The organism is Telluria beijingensis (assembly GCF_030770395.1).
GTDB classification, from domain to species: domain Bacteria; phylum Pseudomonadota; class Gammaproteobacteria; order Burkholderiales; family Burkholderiaceae_D; genus Telluria; species Telluria beijingensis.
The window spans coordinates 3,525,667-3,543,585 of sequence record NZ_CP132480.1 but is presented as its reverse complement, the minus strand read 5'-3'; the positions used below and the strand labels follow the sequence as shown (position 1 = coordinate 3,543,585).

Sequence of the window (17,919 nt, the reverse complement as noted above, 5' to 3'; positions counted from 1 at the left end):
ATGCAGACGATTCACTATCCCGACGGCCCGCGCCTGCTGGCCGATATCGGCGGCACCAATGCGCGCTTCGCGCTCGAGCCGGCGCCAGGCAGCATCCAGGCCGTGCAGACGCTGGCCTGCGCCGACCACGCCCGCTTCGAGGACGCGGTGCGCTTCTACCTGGCTGGCGCCAATGCGCGCGTACGCCACGCGGTGATCGCGATCGCCAATCCGGTCGATGGCGACGCGATCCGCATGACCAACCACCACTGGGCGTTCTCGATCGAGGCGGCGCGCAGCGCGCTGGACCTGGAGACGCTGCTGGTGGTGAACGACTTCACGGCGCTGGCGATGTCGCTGCCGACGCTGGGTCCAGGCGACCTGGCGCCGGTCGGCGGCGGTGCTGCCCTGGCAGGCAGCGCCATCGGCCTGGTCGGCGCCGGCACCGGCCTGGGTGTCTCGGGCCTGGTGCCGAGCGGCGAACGCTGGATTCCCTTGCATAGCGAAGGCGGCCACGTCGCATTCTCGCCGCTCGACGAACGCGAGGTAATAGTGCTGCGCCATGCCTGGCAGCGCTACGACCATGTCTCGGCCGAGCGTTTCGTGTCCGGCCCCGGCCTGGTGCTGATCCGCGAAGCGCTGGCCATGAGCCGCGGCATGACGCAGGACAGGGAGTTGTCGCCGTCCGACATCGTCACGCGCGGCCTGTCCGGCGGCGACGCCCTGTCGCTGGAAGCGATCGACTGCTTCTGCGGCATGCTGGGCACGGTGGCGGCCAACCTGGCCGTGACCCTTGGCGCGCGCGGCGGCATCTATATCGGCGGCGGCGTGGTGCCGCGCCTGGGCGCCTATTTCGTCGCCTCTCCGTTCCGTCCGCGCTTCGAGCGCAAGGGCCGCTTCAGCGAATTCACGGCGCGCATCCCGACCTGGCTGATCACGGCGCCGTATCCGGCCCTGCAGGGCGCGTCCGCGATACTGGCCGATCATCTCGCGCAAGGCCGCGCGAGTGCACCACGTGCGAGCACGGAGGCCGCCCATGCGTAAGGCCGTCTCTCCGCTGCTGTGGGTCCCGACCGGCTACTTCACGATGGCCCTCGGCTATGTGATGCTCACCAGCGTCACCGCCATCATGTTCAAGAACCTGGGCATGGACAACGGCCGCGCCGCCCAGTATTCGAGCCTGCTGATCCTGGCGTACACCGTCAAGCCGTTGTTCGCCCCCTTCGTCGAGATGTACCGCACCAAGAAATTCTTCGTGCTGAGCGCGCAGGTGGCGATCGGGATGGGCTTTGCCGGCGTCGCGCTGCTGATGGAACTGCCCGGCTACATGACCTTTCTGATGGCGATCTTCTTCGCCCTGTCCTTCATCGGCGCCACCCAGGACATTGCCAGCGACGGCGTCTATGTCACCTCGCTCGACGCGCGCGCGCAATCGCTGTACTGCGGCATCCAGAGCCTGTCGTGGAATATCGGCCCGATCGTGGCCGCCGGCGGCATGGTCTACCTGAGCGGCTACCTGCACAGCAGCGTGTTCGGCCACGACCCCACCGTGTTCGGCCCCGACTGGATCGACGCCTGGCGCATCATCTTCCTGCTCGTCGGTGGCCTGACCCTGGTGATGGCGCTGTGGCACTGGCGCACCATGCCGGAGGGCGCGCGCGCGGCCGACACGCCGTCCAGCGTGAAGGACGCCGGCCGCATCCTGCTCGACGCCTTCGTCACCCTGTTCCAGAAGCGCGGCGTGTGGCGCATGATCGCCTTCGCCTTCCTGTTCCGCTTCAGCGTTGGCCTGCTGGAAAAGATCGGGCCATTCTTCATGGTCGACCCGGCCTCGAAAGGGGGCCTGGGCCTGTCGAACGAGATGCTGGGCCTGATCTACGGCACTTATGGACTGGCCGCGGTGCTGGTCGGTTCGCTGCTGGGCGGGCTATATGTCGCCAAGCGCGGCCTGAAGGCGACGCTGTTCGTGCTGTGCTGCGCGATCAACATCCCGAACATCACCTTCCTGGTGATGGCGATCTATATGCCATCGAGCCTGGTGCTCGTCACGCTCGGCGTGGCGATCGAAAAATTCTTCTTCGGCTTCGGCGCGGTCGGCTTCATGATCTACCTGATGCAGCAGCTGGCGCCGGGCAAGTACACGACCACCCACTATGCCTTCGGCACCGGCCTGATGGGCCTGTGCGGCATGGTCACCGGCGTGATCAGCGGCCACCTGCAGGAGATGATGGGGTATGTCGCCTACTTCGCGCTGGTGATGGTCGCGACCATCCCTTCCTTCCTGGCCACCTGGTTCGCGCCGTTCCATCATGACGACGGCAGCCAGCCCAAGGCGGAGTCAGACCCTGAAGCCGACGGCAAGACGGTGCCGGCATGAAGCGCCTGGCCCTCTCCGTATTGTGCATGGCGGCAGGCGCCGCCTGCGCGCAGGCCATCAAGGTCAACCAGGTCGGCTTCCTTCCGCAAGCGCAGAAGCTGGCCGTCGTGGCCCAGCAGGCCGGCGAGTTCGAGGTCGTCGATGCCGGCGGCAAGACCGCGTTCAAGGGCACATCAAGCCCCGCCTTGCGCTGGGAGCCGTCCGGCGAAACGGTGCGCGTGCTCGATTTCAGCGCGCTGACGCAGCCGGGTACCTACCGCATCAAGGTGGCCGGCCTGTCCTTGTCGGACCCGTTCACGGTCGGCCCCGATAGCTATCACGCCCTGAACGCCGCAGCCCTGAAAGCCTTTTACTACAACCGCAGCGCCATCGCGCTCGCGCCGCAACACGCGAGCGCCTGGGCGCGCCCGGCCGGCCATCCGGATGACAGGGTGCTGGTGCACGCTTCCGCCGCCTCACCCGCGCGGCCAGCCGGCACCGTGCTGTCCAGCCCCAGGGGCTGGTACGACGCCGGCGACTACAACAAGTACGTCGTCAATTCGGGCATCTCGACGTATACGCTGCTGGCAGCCCTGGAGCACTACCCCGCCTTCTTCAGGCAGGACATCGGCATCCCCGAATCCGGCAACGGCGTACCCGACATCCTCGACGAGGCGATGTGGAACCTCGAATGGATGCTGACCATGCAGGACCCGCAGGACGGCGGCGTGTACCACAAGCTGACCAACCTGCGTTTCGACGGCATCGTGATGCCGGATGCCGCCTCGACCACCCCGCGCTACGTGGTGGCCAAGGGCACGGCGGCCGCCCTCGACTTCGCCGCCACCATGGCCACTGCCAGTCGCGTGCTGGCGCCGCATGAACAAACGTGGCCCGGCATGTCGGCGCGCATGCTGGCCGCGGCGCAATCGGCCTGGCGCTGGGCCGGGCAGCATCCGGACGCCCTCTTCAAGAACCCGCCGGACGTCGCTACCGGCGAATATGGCGATGACAAATTGGGCGACGAATTCGCCTGGGCCGCGGCCGAACTGTTCATCGCCACCGGCGACCGGCGCTATGCCGCCGCGCTGCTCAAGTACGATGCGCCGCTGTCCACGCCGTCCTGGGGCAATGTGGCGGCACTGGGCTGGATGTCGCTGGCCCACCACCGCGCGCACCTGGCGCCCGGCATCGATCCGGCCCTGGTGGCGCGCCGCATCGACGGCCTGGCCGCGCAACTGCTTGGCACCTGGCGCAGCAGCGGCTACCGCCTCGCGATGACGCCGAAGGACTTCGTCTGGGGCAGCAATGCGGTGGTCCTGAACCAGGGCATGATGCTGCTGCAGGCCCATCGCCTCAAGCCGAACCCGGACTACCTGCGGGCGGCGCAATCGAGCCTCGATTACGTGTTGGGCCGCAACCCGACCGGTTATTCCTTCGTGACCGGCTTCGGCGCGCGTCCGTTCATGCATCCGCACCACCGGCCCTCGATGGCCGACGGGATCACGGCGCCGGTGCCGGGCTGGCTGTCGGGCGGCCCGAATCCGGGCCAGCAGGATGCGAAAGACTGCCCACCTTACCCGAGCAAGCTGCCGGCGCTGTCGTACATCGACCACGATTGCAGCTACGCCGCCAACGAAGTCGCCATCAACTGGAACGCGCCGCTGGTGTATGTCAGCGCAGCGCTGTCCGCCCTCACCCCAACCACCCTGACCTTGACCATGCCCCAGGATGCCACCGTCTCGCTCGACTTTCTTCTGCGCGAAGAGAAGCTATTGCAGTTCGATCGCTTCGACCAGGACACCGCGACTGCCCTCGGCGCCGCGCTGGTGGCCCGCGCACGTGCCGCCAGCCGGCCGGTGACGGTCGAGATCACGCAGGGTGACACGGTGCTGTTCGCGCATGCGATGCCGGGCGCCTCGCCAGACCACGCCGACTGGATCCGGCGCAAGAACAACCTGGTCAAGCGCACCGGCCATAGCTCCTTCTACACCCACAACGAGGTGCGCCAGGCCGGCGGCGACCATGACCGCCTGCCTGGCCTGGACATGCGCGACTACGCGGCCCACGGCGGCGCCTATCCGATCATCGTGCGCGGTCGCGGCGTGATCGGCACGGTGACCGTCTCGGGCCTGCCCGGCGCCGACGACCATGCGCTGGCGGTGGCGGCACTCAAGGACCATCTCGGTATCGGAGAACAGCCATGACCCGCGTCATCCGCTGGGGCATCCTCGGCACCGGCCGCATCGCCCGCGATTTCGCAAACGGCCTGCGCGCCACGCCCGACGCCGTGCTGGCGGCGGTCGGCTCGCGCAGCGCCGACGGCGCCGCCTCCTTCGCCCACGCCTTCGAGGCGCCACTGGCCTTCGGCTCGTACGAAGAACTGGTGGCCTGCCCCGAGATCGACATCGTCTATATCGCCACCCCGCACCCGATGCACGCAGCCAACGCCATCCTCGCCCTGCGCGCCGGCAAGGCGGTGCTGTGCGAAAAGCCGTTCGCGATGAACCGGCGCGAGGCGGGCGAGATGGTCGCGCTGGCGCGCGCGAAAAAACTGTTCCTGATGGAGGCGATGTGGACCCGCTTCATGCCGGCGCTCGCTGAAGTCCAGCGCGTCATCGCGTCCGGCGAGATCGGCGCGGTGACCCAGCTGCACGCCGACTTCGGCTTCTCGGCCACGCCCGACCCCGCCCACCGGGTCAACGATCCAACGTTGGGCGGCGGCGCCCTGCTCGACCTGGGCATCTACCCGCTGTCGATCGCCTGCGCCCTGCTGGGCCGGGTCGAAACGGTGCAGGCCCAGGCCATCATGGGCGAGACCGGCGTCGACCTGACCACCGCCTTCACCATGCGCCATGCGGGCGGCACGCTGTCGGTCTGCAGCTGCTCGCTACGGGCGCGCGCGCCGAGCGAACTGGTGGTATCGGGAACGCGCGGCAGCGTGCGCATGCACCGCATGTTCCACATGGCCGAGCGCATCACGGTCGACCTGCTGGACGGCCCGTCGCGCACGATCGACACGCCCTGGCTCGGCAACGGCTATGCGCACGAGGCGATCGAGGCCGGCCGCTGCCTGCGCGAAGGCCTGCTCGAATCGCCGGCCATGACCCACGACGACACGCTGGCGATCATGGGCCTGCTCGACACCATCCGCCGGCAGATCGGCCTGCGCTACCCGGCCGACGCCTGAACGCTCAATAGCGCCGCGAGCTGCTGCATATTGGCCGGCTTGACCAGGTAATGGTCGAAGCCGGCGTCCAGCGCGGCCTGGCGGTCGGCGTCACTGCCATAGCCGGTGAGCGCAATCAGCAGCGGCGTGCGCTCTTTCAAGCCTGTGCGAATCCGGCGCGCCAGTTCGCGGCCGTCCATGTCGGGCAGCCCGATGTCGAGGATGCAGGCGTCCGGCGCCTGCGCCAGCACACGGCGCAGCGCGGGGTGCGGTGCGTGCTCGACCTCCACCCGGTAGCCGTCCGCCTCCAGCAGTAGCGCCAGCGAGGTCGCCGCATCGGCGTTGTCGTCCACCACCAGCAGGTGCGATGCGGCTGCGCGGCGCGCACGCTGCGGCGCAGCCGCCGTCGTGGCCACGGGCGCCGGCGGCGCTTCCAGGCGTGGCAGGGTGATGGTGAAGGTGCTGCCGTGGCCCGGTCCGGCGCTGTCGGCGTGCACCATTCCCCCATGCAGCTCGACCAGGTTCCTGACCAGCGCCAGCCCCAGGCCCAGGCCGCCTTCGGCCCGGTCCGGCGTGCGCCGGGCCTGGGTGAACAGGCCGAAGATATCGGGCAGCAGTTCGGGGGCGATGCCGATCCCGTCGTCGCGCACCAGCAGTACCGCTTCCCCGCCCTGCATGCGCGCGATGACCAGCACGCTGCCTTCCTCGGGCGTGTATTTGGCGGCGTTATTGACCAGGTTGGCCAGCACCTGGATCAGGCGCTTCGTGTCGCCCTCGACCAGCAGCCGGCTTTCCGGCAATTCGGTGCGCAGGCGCTGGCGTTTGGCGTCGAGCAGCGGCTGCACCTGCTCCAGCGCGGCGCCGACCACCTGGCGCAGGTCGACTTGCTCGCGCTTGAGCTCGATCATGCCGCGCGTGACGCGCGACACGTCGAGCAGGTCGTCGACCAGGTGCACCATGTGCTCGACCTGGCGCGCGATGATCTCGCTGGTGCGCCGTACCGCGCCCGGGTCGCTCGCATACACGCTTTTCAGCAGGCCGGCGGCGGTGCTGATCGGCGCCAGCGGATTGCGCAGCTCGTGCGCCAGCATGGCCAGGAACTCGTTCTTGCGCTCGTCCGCCAGTCGCAGCGCCTCGAGCGCCTCGTTGCGTTCGCGCTCGGCCATGGCGCGGGTCAGGTCCTGGCGGTACAGCTGGTAGGCGAAGCGCCACACCACGGCGATCAGGATCACCAGCAGGCCCCAGACGAACAGCCAGATCATGGTGGTCAGGTCGATGCCCGGATCGGCGTCGCGCACCGCGGCGGTGGCGACCATGCCCAGCGCGATCGGAGTCAGCACCAGCGGCGCCATCAGCCGGCGCAAGGTGCGGCTGCTCGGCGTGGGACTGGCCAGCGCCGCCATCGTGCCCTGGTCCGGCCGTAGCGCCAGCACCGCGCCCGCGGCCAGCAGGAAGGCCAGCGCCGTGCGCAGCGAGGTGCCGCGGCCGGGCAGCAGCTGGTACAGGATCGTGTCTTCGGCGGCGAAGCTGGCCAGGGTCAGCAGGGAGAACAGCAGCACACCGGCGGCCAGGGCCTGGGCTGCGCCGACCGTGCGCCGAGCGCCCACCAGCGCCAGGCTGGCGCCGAGCACGACGAACAGGCCGGCGGTGAGGAGCGCCGGCAGGCTCCAGGCACTGGATGCGGCGCCCAGGCCCAGCGACAGCGGCGCCGGCGCCCAGTCAAGCAGGCGCATCGCGGCGCAGCCGATGCCGAGCGCCAGCACCAGCAGGGCCGGCACGCGGCCGGCGCGCGCGACCGGGCGCACCGGATGCAGTTGCAGCAGGACGCTGGCGGCCGCGCATACGAAACCGGCAGCGGTGAGCGGATACATCTGCGGCGAACCGGTGCTGGCGCCGATCAGCGCAGGCGAATGCAGGCCCCAGCCGAGCAGCGCGGTGAGGGCGAGGAACAGGCAGGCGAGCGCCGCGCCGGCAGGCACGGCATGGGTTGTCAGGAGAATCTTCATGGGCTGGCGCCCATCCTACCAGCCCCGGCTTGTCAGGATTGCACGAATGCCCGCTGGCAAGCTCGTCAGGGCCGTGGCGGCGTGCCGTACCAGCCGTATTCCCAGCCCCATGGCATATCGTTCTCGCCCAGCGCCATGCGCGCGATGGCGGGGAACAGGCGCTCGGCGCGTACGTCGTTGGACAGCATCACCACGCAGCGGCGGCGCGCCTCGAGGCAGATCGCCATATTGCCGGTGCTGTCGTTATGTCCGCCCTTGAACCAGCCAGGCCCGCTGCGGTCCCGGAACGTGACCACGCCCAGGCCCGCGGCCAGGTGCGGCACCGGCGCGCCGGGCCGCGACACCAGGGTCGGGAACTGGCCGGCGCTCGTGATCGGTAGTTGCGGGCGCACCATCTCGGCGCGCAGTTGGGGGCTGATCGCATCGCCGCGCACCAGCGCCGCCCACAGGCGCGCCTGGTCGGCGATGGTGGTGTCCATCGAGCCGGCGGCGGTGACGCTGCCGCGCTCGTCGTGCGGCACCATCTTGCCCTCGAGGGTGTAGCCGTCGGCCAGGTTGGCGGCGAAGTCGGGGCGCCACTGCATGCTGGTATTGGGCATGCCCAGGCGGTCGAACACGCGCGCCTGCATCTCGGCGCCGGCATCCAGTCCCAGGCCCTGCTCGACGATCAGCTGCAGGATGTACATGCCTTCGGCCGAATAGGCATAGCGTTCGCCGGGGCTGAAGTGGAAGCGCAGCTTCTCGTCCGGCTCGAGCCAGCGGAAGTTGGCGAAGCCGCCCGCGTGCGTGAGCAGGATGCGCGGGGTGAGCTGGCGCCAGCGCTCGTCACCGGCCAGGTCGCTGAAATCGCGGCGCTCGCCAAGCCGGTACTCGGGCAGCGGCTTGGGCAGCAGCTTCGTCAGTGGGGCGTCGAGGTCGAGCCGGCCTTCGCTCGCCAGCTGCAGCAGCATGTAGGCAAAGGCGGTCTTGGTCAGCGAGGCGCCGTACATGACCGTGTCGGGCTGCAGCGGCAGGCCGCGTTCGAGATTGCGCTTGCCGTAGCTCGCCACCTTGACCACCTGCCCCTCGTCGATCACCGCCAGCGCCAGCCCCACCACCTGGCCGCGCGCCATCAGGGCCTCGATGTCGCTGTCGGCAAAACCGGGATCGGCGTTGCGCGGCGCGCTCGTACAGCCAGCCAGGAACATCGTTACGACTGCCACCAACAGTGCTTTCATCGGCTTCCCCTCGGTCGAATTCCCGTACGGACGACAGGATGACCAAGTGTAGCGCCCGGATGAACGCCCGACAATCGCAGTGGCTCAGAAAGCGTGGCGCATGCCGAGCGCGGCGCCCTTGAGGGTGGCCCCGGGAGCCGCGTCGACGCTGTTGATGGCGAAATCGTAGGAGGCATTGTCCTCGTTGTCGAGGTGGGTCACATAGGCATAGAGGCTGGTGCGTTTCGACAGCGTGTAGTCGTAGCCGAGCGTGACGTGGGTGGCACCGGTGTCGGCCCCGCCGCGCACGAAGCCGACCCGGTTGCCGCTCGCCCCCTTGCCGTCGCCGGCGCGCGCCAGTCCGAAGCGAACGCCATGCGCACCCATCTGGTGGCTGACCGAGACGTAGAAGGCATTGCGATCCAGGCCGCCGGCGGCGGTTTCGTACTCGAGGCGTTCGGCCAGCAGCGCCACCCGGGTATCGCCGAAGCGGCGTGCGACCGCCAGCTTGGTGCCGCTGTCATTGTGGCCCGGCCCCTGGTATGCGCGGTGGCGCTCGTGCGCCAGCGTCGCATACCACGGCCCCTGTTCATAGATTGCGGCGACCGAGGTCAAGGATGGCTTGGCGCCGTTGGCGGGGCGTTCTTCGGCCACGCCATGGGTGAGGCGCACGCCGAGTCCCTTCCATGGGCGGCTCCAGTAGTGGACCGAATTGGCCTGGCGCCGGTCGAACGAGTACACATTGCTGACATTGTCGACCGCCGCCGCCGCCCCGTTGCTAATGATGCTCATGTAGCCGGCGGTGGTGGGATAGAAGGGATCGAGGCTGGCCGTCGACGTGTTGTAGGCGGTCGCCCAATGACCCGCGAACAGCGTGCCATAGGCGCCATCGAGGCCGACCCGGGTATCGCGCCGCGCCAGTTCGCCCGCGCCGGTATCGGGCGAGAGCGAGCCCTCGATCTGGAAGATGGCGCTGACCCCGCCGCCCAGGTCTTCGCTGCCGCGAAAGCCCAGTACCGAGCGGTTACCCGACACGCGCTGCTGGCTCAGGCGCGGACCACCGGTCGTGGCCGACGCTTTCACGTATTCGGCCGAGACGTTCAGCCGGGCATAGATCTGGACATTGGTTTGCGCCTGGGCGCCGGCGGCGCACGCCCCCAGCGCCAGCACGCCGTAATGCAGGTATTTACTCATCAAGATTCTCCTTGCGGGCATTGTCGGCCAAGGGCACTGGCCCGGCCTATACCCAATCGAGGGGAGATTCATCCCCCCAATCGTGCTGGCTTTACAGCGCCAGGCATTTCTTCATAGTCGCCGGCAAGGGATGAAAAACCCGTCGGGCCGGCCGACGATGCGCGAAAATGCTGCACTGCACCCGGAGTTATACGAAGTAAATTCGAAATAACTGAAGAAACGCGTTGTAGTCAGGTCGTCAACTACGGTAGAGTGTCGCCTTCCGAGAAGACTTTCCACGAGGCGGCGCATGCCAGAACCCACTACGCCCCCCGGATTGTTGCTTGCGACGGACCTGAGCGCCCGCTGCGACCGGCCCCTGGAACGCGCCAAGCAGCTGGCCGATGCCTATTCAGTTCCGCTGGTGACCTTGACGGTGCATGAAGCACCCCAGGCGCCCGGCGAAGTACTCCAATGGATGGACGACGACGCTTCGCGCGAGCGTGAGCAAGGCGCGCGCGCGGAACTCGCGCGCGAGTTCGGCGCTAGCGGGCTGACGGTCAGCCATCGCTTCGCCGGCGGCGCCACTGCCGCTGCCATCCTAGACACCGCGGCCACCATGCCGGGCGCGATCGTGATCACCGGCCCCTCGCGTCATGACACGCTCGGCGACCTGCTGCTCGGCTCCACCGTCGAAAAACTGGCGCGCGCGCTGGCCCAGCCGCTGCTGGTGGTGCGCCAGCGCATGCGCGGTCCCTACCGCAGCATCATGGTGGCGATCGACTTCACGCCGGCCTCGAAGCTGGCGCTGGAAACCGCCGCGCGCCTGCTCCCGCAGGCCCGCATCACGGCCTTCCACGCCCATGACGCCGACAAATTGGCGCCCGACGCGCCGCCGCGCGCCGCATTCATCCGCTTCCTCGACGCCTGCGCGCTGGACCCTGGCGCGCGTGCGCGCGTGACTCCGGCGATCGGCGAAGGCGACCCCGCTTCCCAGCTGGCGCGCCACGTAGTGGATAATAGTATTGACCTGGCCGTATTCGGCCTGCATGAAGAATCGGCGCTGATGCGCCTCCTGACGGGCAGCCGCAGTGAACACCTGCTGCAGGAAGTCGTATGCGACACATTACTCGTGCGCGCTGGAGAACAGAATGAACAAACCTAAAATAGCCTTGCGCCTCTGTGCGCGCCGTTACATGTCGCACTGCCCCGAAGGATGATGCCGATGACCTCACTGCCACTGATCCTGCTCGTCCTTCTCCCCTTCGCCGGCGCCTTCGTTTCCGCCTGCCTTCCCAATGGGTCGCGCAACCGTCCCGCCATCGCGGCCGGCGCGTTCACCCTCGTTGCCCTCATCTTCGCCATCTCGCAGTTCGGCCGCCTGGACGCCGGCGAGGTGCTGCAGTCGCGCCACAGCTGGCTGCCGATGTTCGGCCTCGACATCATCATCCGCCTCGACGGCCTGGCCTGGCTGTTCTCGATCATGGTGCTCGGCATCGGCCTGCTGGTGATCCTGTACGCGCGCTACTACATGTCCAAGCGCGATCCGGTCGCGCGCTTCTATGCCTACATGCTGGCCTTCATGGGCTCGATGATGGGCGTGGTCCTGTCCGGCAACCTGATCCAGCTGGTCGTGTTCTGGGAACTGACCAGCCTCACGTCCTTCCTGCTGATCGGCTACTGGCAGGAGAGCAACGACGCCCGCCGCGGCGCGCGCATGGCCTTCACCGTCACCACCGCCGGCGGCCTGTGCCTGCTGGCCGGCGTGCTCACGCTCGGCCACATCGTCGGCAGCTACGAGCTCGAGGCGGTGCTGGCGGCCGGCGACCAGATCCGCGCCCACGCGCTCTACCTGCCGGCGCTGGTACTGATCGCGCTCGGCGCACTGACCAAGAGCGCGCAATTCCCGTTCCACTTCTGGCTGCCGCACGCGATGGCGGCGCCCACGCCGGTCTCGGCCTACCTGCACTCGGCCACCATGGTCAAGGCCGGGGTGTTCCTGCTCACGCGCCTGTACCCGGCCCTGGGCGGCACCCCGGAATGGACCTGGCTGATCGTCGGCGCCGGCGCCGCGACCCTGGCGCTGGCCTCGTTCTTCGCGATCTTCCAGAACGACATGAAGGGGCTGCTGGCCTACTCGACCATCAGCCACCTCGGCCTGATCACCTGCCTGCTGGGCATCGGCACCCCGCTGTCGGTGGTCGCGGCGGTGTTCCACATCATGAACCACGCGATCTTCAAGGCTTCGCTGTTCATGGCGGTCGGCATCGTCGACCACGAGACGGGCACGCGCGACATGCGCGTGCTGCGCGGCCTGCGTAAAGCGATGCCGGTGACGGCCGCGCTGGCGATCGTGGCCTCGGCCTCAATGGCCGGCGTGCCACTGCTCAACGGCTTCCTGTCGAAAGAGATGTTCTTCGCCGAGACCGCCCACGTGGGTGGCAGCGACGACTGGACCCTGTCCTATGTGGCGGTGGCGATGGGCATCTTCAGCGTCGCCTATTCGCTGCGCTTCATCAGCGTGTTCTTCGGCCGCCTGGCGAAAGACCTGCCGCAGGAGCCGCACGAGCCGGCGCGCTGGATGCGCTTCCCGGTCGAGTGCCTGGTGGTGCTGTGCATCGCGGTCGGCGTCATGCCCGAGCGCGTGGTCGGCGACGTGCTGGCGGTGGCATCCGGCTCGGTACTGGGCGTGGCCATGCCCGAGTACGACCTGGCGATCTGGCATGGCTTCAACCTGGCGCTCGGGATGAGCGGCGCCGCGCTGGTGCTGGGCGCCCTGCTGTACTGGGTACTGCTGCGCCGCCACGACCTGCGCGAGCGCACCGAAGTGCCGGTGCTGCACCGCCTGAAGGGCGCGCAAGCCTATGAAAGCACCATGCTCGCGCTGTCGACCGGCGCCAGCGCCCTGATCCGCTGGACCGGCACCCGCCGCCTGCAGCCGCAGATGCTGGTGCTGATGGCCTTCATGGTGGCCGTCCCGCTGCTGCTGGTCGATCCGCTGCCCGCGGTCCCGACCCTGAGCGTGCATTCGCTCGACCCGCTGTTCGCCGTGCTGTGGATCATCGGCGCCGGCTGCGCCATCGGCGCGGCCTACAGCGCCAAGTACCACCGCCTGGTCGCGCTGGCCATGGTCGGCGGCACCGGCATCGTCACGGCGATCACCTTCGTCTGGCTGTCGGCGCCCGACCTGGCGCTGACCCAGCTGATGGTGGAGACCGTGACCACGGTGCTGATCCTGCTCGGCCTGCGCTGGCTGCCGCCGCGCTTCGCCCCGGCCGGCCTCAAGGAAAGGGCGCCGGCCAGCACCTGGTTCCGGCGCGGACGCGACAGCTTCATCGCCGTCGCCGGCGGCCTCGGCATCGCCGCCGCCAGCTATGCGATCCTGGTGCGCACCCCGCCGCCCTCGATCGGCGAATTCTTCGTGCTGCGCGCGCTGACCGAAGGCGGCGGCTCGAACGTGGTCAACGTGCTGCTGGTCGACTTCCGCGGCTTCGACACCATGGGCGAGATCACCGTGCTGTCGGCCGTGGCCCTGACCGTGTATGCGCTGCTGCGCCGCTTCCGCCCGGCCACCGAAAGCATCGCAATTCCCGTGCAGCAGGCCAGCGACGTCGATCCGGCCGTCACCCAGACACCTGGCGAGCAGGCCTCGAGCGGCTACCTGATGATTCCGGCGGTGTACCTGCGCATGCTGCTGCCGGTGATGGGCGTGATGGCCGCCTACTTCTTCATGCGCGGCCATAACCTGCCCGGCGGCGGCTTCGTCGCCGGCCTGATCTTCGCCACCGCGCTGATCGTGCAGTACATGGTGGCCGGCACCGACTGGGTCGAATCGCACCTGCGCCTGCGGCCGCACCGCTGGATCGCCTGGGGCCTGGCCTGCGCCGTGGGCACCGGCCTCGGCGCCTGCTTCCTCGGCTATCCGTTCCTGACCAGCCATACCGCCCACGTGACCCTGCCGATCCTGGCCGAGATCCACGTGCCGAGCGCCTTCATGTTCGACCTGGGCGTGTTCCTGGTGGTGGTCGGTTCCACCATGCTGACCCTGGTCGCGCTGGCCCACCAGTCGCTGCGCAGCCACCGCGTGGCAGCCGACGCCACCCGCGCCACCATCCCGCCCGCCAAGGAGATCTTCTGATGGAGCTCGTCATTTCGCTCGCCATCGGCATCGTGTTCGGCTCCGGCATCTGGCTGATCCTGCGTCCGCGCAGCTTCCAGGTGCTGGCCGGCCTGATGCTCATGTCGTATGCCGTCAACCTGTTCATTTTCGTCATGGGCCGCCTGTGGGTCGACGCCCCGCCGCTCACCCCCGCCGGCAGCACGCCCAATCCGGCGCTGCTGGCCGACCCGCTGCCGCAAGCCCTGGTGCTGACGGCGATCGTGATCGGCTTCGCCACCACCGCGCTGTACCTGGTGGTGATGATCGGTTCGCGCGGCCTGACCGGCACCGACCACGTGGATGGCAAGGAGCCTGAATTATGAGTTTGCACTGGACCCAGCACCTGATCCTGGTGCCGGTATTGCTGCCTCTGCTGGTAGGCGCCGTCCTGGCCCCGCTGACGCAGGGCTGGCACCGCCTGAAGTACTGGCTCAGCTACGCCTCGCTGCTTGGCCTGCTGGCGACGTCGCTGGCGCTGATCTTCATGACCGACGGCGGCCACTGGCAGGACGGCATGGGCATCTACCTGGCCGCCAACTGGAGCGCGCCGTTCGGCATCGCCCTGCTGGCCGACCGCCTGAGCGCCCTGATGCTGCTGCTCACCGCGGTGCTCGGCCTGGCCTCGCTGCACTTCACCCGCACCCGCTGGGGGCGGATCGGCGTGCATTACCACACGCTGTTCCAGTTCCTGCTCATGGGGATCAACGGCGCCTTCCTGACCCACGACCTGTTCAACCTGTTCGTGTTCTTCGAGGTGATGCTGGCCGCTTCCTACGGCCTGGTGCTGCACGGGTATAACGCCGAGCGCATCCGCGCCAGCATGCAGTACATCGCGATCAACCTGGCCGCAGCCCTGCTGTTCCTGCTCGGCACCGCGCTGATCTACGCCACCACCGGCACCCTGAACATGGCCGACCTGGCCGCGCGCGTGCCGCTGCTGGCGGGCGACGAGCTGGCCCTGTTCAAGGTCGGCGCGACCGTGCTGGCGCTGGCCTTCCTGACCAAGGGCGCCATGTGGCCGCTGGGCTTCTGGCTGCCCACCACCTATGCCGCGGCCTCGCCGCCGGTGGCGGTGATGCTGGTCTTGATGACCAAGGTCGGCGCCTATGTCATCCTGCGCCTGTGGCTGCTGATCTTCTCGGACGGCGCGGGCGCCGCCGCCGGCTTCGGCGGCGACGCGCTGCTGTACGGCGGCATGGCGACCATCGTGTTCGGCGCCGCCGGCATGCTGTCGACCGATACCGCCGGCCGCATGGCGGGCTATGGCGCGATCGTCTCGTCCGGCACCCTGCTGGCGGTGATCGGCTACGGCCAGCCGGCGCTGGTCACGGCCGGCATCTATTACCTGGTCGGCTCCACCGTCGCGGTGGCCGCCTTCCTGCTGCTGATCGAGCTGATCGACCGCATCCGCACCCCGCGCTCGGCGATGCTGGCGCTGACCATGGAAGCGTTCGCGGTCGAGGATGCGCCCGACGAGCCCACCGGCCGCGGCGTGCCGGCCGCGATGGCCTTCCTGTCGCTGGCCTTCGCCGCCTGCGCGCTGATGATCGCCGGCCTGCCGCCGCTGTCGGGCTTCGTGGCCAAGTTCAGCATGTTCCATGCGCTGCTCAATCCGCAGGTCGACGGCGCGGCGGCGAGCATCCCGGCATCGGGCTGGACCCTGATGGTCTTGATCATCGTCTCGGGCCTGATCGCCGTGATCTCGATGATGCGCTTCGGCGTGCGCACCTTCTGGGCCAGCGGCGCGACCGAGCCGCCCAAGGTGCACCGCTCCGAAGTGGCGCCGATCCTGTTCCTGCTGGCGCTGTCGGTCCTGATGACGGTGCAGGCCAATCCGCTGTTCGGCTACCTGGCGCGCGCCAGCGACGGCATCCATCGCCCGGGCGGCTACATCTACCGGGTGCTGGACGCGCCGACCGTGCCGGGCCCCGGCTCGGCCCCCGGCCTGGCGCCGGCAACCCTCTCGCCCCAGGAGGCCCCATGACGCGCTGGCTCCCTTATCCCTTCGTGTCGCTGGCGCTGTGCATCCTGTGGCTGCTGCTGAACCAGACCCTGTACCCGGGCCACATCCTGCTCGGCGCGCTGCTGGGCATCGCCGGCCCGGTCCTGACCCGCAATCTCAACCCGCTGGGCTATCCGCGCCTGCGCCGGCCGCTGATCGCGATTCGCCTGCTGGGCTTCGCGTCGGTCGAGGTGGTGCGCTCGTGCTTCAACGTGAGCAAGATCATCCTGTTCGCCGACTATGCCAACCTGAACTCGCAGTTCATCCGCATTCCGCTGGATATTCGCGATCCCTACGGCCTGGCGGCGCTGTCCTGCCTGATCAACATGACGCCGGGCACGGTATGGACCGAGCTCCAGCCTGGCAAGCATCCCGACAGCCAGGAGCTGGTCCTGCACGTGTTCGACCTGCACGACGCCGAATGGTGGGTCGACACCATCAAGACCCGCTACGAACAGCCCCTGATCCACATCTTCGAAACGGAGGTCCGCCATGGCGACCCTGCTTGAAATCTCGATCGGCTACGCACTCGTGTGCGTGCTGGCGGCAATGGCGCTGTGCGCCGGGCGCCTGCTGATCGGCCCCTCGGCCCACGACCGCGTGCTGGCCCTCGACACCCTCTGGATGTGCGGCATGCTGCTGGCCCTGGTGCTGGGCATCCGCTTCGGCACCCAGGTCTATTTTGAAGTGGCGATGCTGATCGCGCTGGTCGGCTTCGTCTCGACCGTCGCCATGGCCAAATTCCTGATGCGCGGGGAGATCATCGAATGACCGGCATCGAATACCTTCCCGACTGGGCCGCCCTGCTCGTTTCGCTGCTGTTGATCCTGGGCGCCAGCATCATCCTGATCGGCGCGCTCGGCCTGATGCGCCTGCGCACCTTCTACCAGCGCATCCACGGCCCGGCGATCACCATCACCCTGGGCGCCGGCAGCCTCCTGATCGCCTCGATGGTCTATTTCACGGTGGCGCAGTCGCGCGTGGTGGTCCACGAGATCATCATTACCGTGTTCGTGCTCCTGACCGCGCCGGTGGTGGCGATGATGATCATGCGCGCCGCCGTCTACCGCGACCTGAGGGCGAAGAAGGGCGACGCCGGCGCGACCGCGGGCGAGGTGTACCACATCACGCGCGAGTAGTTTCAGGCAGGCGCGCGCCGGAACAGGCCCGGGTAATCGACGACCAGGCCATCGGCATCGGTGGCGATGTCGGCCTCGAATGCATCCGGCAGGCTTTCGAAGCGGTAGCGGCCGGCGCCGAGCGCGGTGTAGGCCTGGTGCGACGGCATCACGCCCGCCTCGGGCACGGTGACGTAGGCGACCCGGATCTCGTGGCGCACGCGCAAGGCGTCGCCCAGGCGCCGGATCGGCAGCGTGTTGGTGAACGGCGTGCAGGCCAGGTCGACGTCGATGCAACCGCTGAGTGCCGGCAGTGGCGCGCCGCCCGGGCCGCTCCACATCCCCTTGCCGTCGGCGCGCAGCAGCAGGTGGGCGCCGCCCGCCACCCGCACTTCCACCTGGCGCACATGCCAGTCTTCGTCGCAACGGACCAGATAGCTGCAGCCGAATGGCGCGACCGCTGCCAGGTTGCCGGAGCGCGCTCCGATCACCACGCCTTCGGCGACAAAGCCGCGCTCGATCGCATGGATCGAGAAATACTCGAGTCCGTCGCCTTCGATTGTTCTCCAGCGGAAACTTCGCTCCATGGCTTTCCTCCTCTCGCGCAACCGTACTCGATCAGAACATAGTCCATCACTGTCGCGCGCGCGACACAACGTAGAGTAAATACAACATCGCGAAAAAATAGATTGCGCATCGCAACAATGTTAGCGCTATCAAATTTCGATGCTGTTTTCTGAATGAAAAGCCATGGCTGCCCA

15 protein-coding genes and 1 pseudogene are annotated in these 17,919 nt (G+C 68.4%); 12 read left to right on the top strand and 4 right to left on the bottom strand.

Annotation, left to right across the window (positions count from 1 at the left end; all coding sequences use genetic code 11):
- From Q9246_RS15625 to Q9246_RS15610, 5 genes and pseudogenes are all read left to right on the top strand, one after another.
- Complete coding sequence (locus tag Q9246_RS15625; RefSeq protein ID WP_306391548.1) at positions 1–1,023, top strand: glucokinase; 1,023 nt, start codon at positions 1–3, stop codon at positions 1,021–1,023.
- On the top strand, positions 1,016–2,356 hold the full coding sequence (locus Q9246_RS15620; RefSeq protein WP_306391547.1) for an MFS transporter: 1,341 nt from the start codon (positions 1,016–1,018) through the stop codon (positions 2,354–2,356). The genes Q9246_RS15625 and Q9246_RS15620 overlap by 8 nt, the downstream gene beginning before the upstream one ends.
- Positions 2,353–3,999: pseudogene (locus Q9246_RS15615) on the top strand (glycoside hydrolase family 9 protein); the annotation flags it as partial. The gene Q9246_RS15620 and the pseudogene Q9246_RS15615, both read left to right, overlap by 4 nt.
- Before the next feature lie 57 nt (positions 4,000–4,056).
- Positions 4,057–4,542 (top strand): heme-degrading domain-containing protein, encoded by a 486-nt coding sequence (locus Q9246_RS26555; protein ID WP_422802387.1) that lies wholly within the window; start codon positions 4,057–4,059, stop codon positions 4,540–4,542.
- Positions 4,539–5,525 (top strand): Gfo/Idh/MocA family protein, encoded by a 987-nt coding sequence (locus Q9246_RS15610; RefSeq protein WP_306391544.1) that lies wholly within the window; start codon positions 4,539–4,541, stop codon positions 5,523–5,525. The genes Q9246_RS26555 and Q9246_RS15610 overlap by 4 nt, the downstream gene beginning before the upstream one ends.
- On the opposite strand, the gene Q9246_RS15605 is transcribed toward Q9246_RS15610, so the two are convergent.
- From Q9246_RS15605 to Q9246_RS15595, 3 genes are all read right to left on the bottom strand, one after another.
- Complete coding sequence (locus Q9246_RS15605; protein WP_306391543.1) at positions 5,507–7,510, bottom strand: ATP-binding response regulator; 2,004 nt, start codon at positions 7,508–7,510, stop codon at positions 5,507–5,509. The genes Q9246_RS15610 and Q9246_RS15605 overlap by 19 nt on opposite strands.
- Before the next feature lie 65 nt (positions 7,511–7,575).
- Positions 7,576–8,727 carry a serine hydrolase domain-containing protein gene (locus Q9246_RS15600; RefSeq protein WP_306391541.1) on the bottom strand — a complete coding sequence of 384 codons (1,152 nt, stop codon included), beginning with the start codon at positions 8,725–8,727 and terminating at the stop codon, positions 7,576–7,578.
- 84 nt (positions 8,728–8,811) lie between these two features.
- Positions 8,812–9,900 (bottom strand): porin, encoded by a 1,089-nt coding sequence (locus Q9246_RS15595; RefSeq protein WP_306391539.1) that lies wholly within the window; start codon positions 9,898–9,900, stop codon positions 8,812–8,814.
- Positions 9,901–10,189: 289 nt separating this feature from the next.
- Here Q9246_RS15595 and Q9246_RS15590 point away from each other — a divergent pair, with 289 nt between their 5' ends.
- From Q9246_RS15590 to mnhG, 7 genes are read left to right on the top strand one after another with little or no spacing between them, the layout of a single operon-like run.
- Complete coding sequence (locus tag Q9246_RS15590) at positions 10,190–11,044, top strand: universal stress protein (protein ID WP_306391537.1); 855 nt, start codon at positions 10,190–10,192, stop codon at positions 11,042–11,044.
- Between the two features lie 60 nt (positions 11,045–11,104).
- A complete protein-coding gene (locus Q9246_RS15585; protein WP_306391535.1) occupies positions 11,105–14,017 on the top strand; it encodes a monovalent cation/H+ antiporter subunit A in 2,913 nt (970 codons plus the stop codon).
- Positions 14,017–14,361, top strand: a complete 345-nt coding sequence (locus Q9246_RS15580; RefSeq protein WP_306391533.1) for a Na+/H+ antiporter subunit C — start codon at positions 14,017–14,019, stop codon at positions 14,359–14,361. The genes Q9246_RS15585 and Q9246_RS15580 overlap by 1 nt, the downstream gene beginning before the upstream one ends.
- On the top strand, positions 14,358–16,022 hold the full coding sequence (locus tag Q9246_RS15575; RefSeq protein ID WP_306391532.1) for a monovalent cation/H+ antiporter subunit D: 1,665 nt from the start codon (positions 14,358–14,360) through the stop codon (positions 16,020–16,022). The genes Q9246_RS15580 and Q9246_RS15575 overlap by 4 nt, the downstream gene beginning before the upstream one ends.
- Complete coding sequence (locus Q9246_RS15570) at positions 16,019–16,549, top strand: Na+/H+ antiporter subunit E (RefSeq protein WP_306391531.1); 531 nt, start codon at positions 16,019–16,021, stop codon at positions 16,547–16,549. The genes Q9246_RS15575 and Q9246_RS15570 overlap by 4 nt, the downstream gene beginning before the upstream one ends.
- Complete coding sequence (locus tag Q9246_RS15565; RefSeq protein ID WP_306391530.1) at positions 16,533–16,811, top strand: K+/H+ antiporter subunit F; 279 nt, start codon at positions 16,533–16,535, stop codon at positions 16,809–16,811. The genes Q9246_RS15570 and Q9246_RS15565 overlap by 17 nt, the downstream gene beginning before the upstream one ends.
- On the top strand, positions 16,808–17,179 hold the full coding sequence (mnhG, locus tag Q9246_RS15560; RefSeq protein WP_306391529.1) for a monovalent cation/H(+) antiporter subunit G: 372 nt from the start codon (positions 16,808–16,810) through the stop codon (positions 17,177–17,179). The genes Q9246_RS15565 and mnhG overlap by 4 nt, the downstream gene beginning before the upstream one ends.
- Positions 17,180–17,181: 2 nt before the next feature.
- On the opposite strand, the gene Q9246_RS15555 is transcribed toward mnhG, so the two are convergent.
- The gene (locus Q9246_RS15555) at positions 17,182–17,745 is read right to left on the bottom strand and encodes a putative glycolipid-binding domain-containing protein (RefSeq protein WP_306391527.1); all 564 of its coding nucleotides are present in this window, start codon (positions 17,743–17,745) and stop codon (positions 17,182–17,184) included.
- Positions 17,746–17,919: the final 174 nt, after the last annotated feature.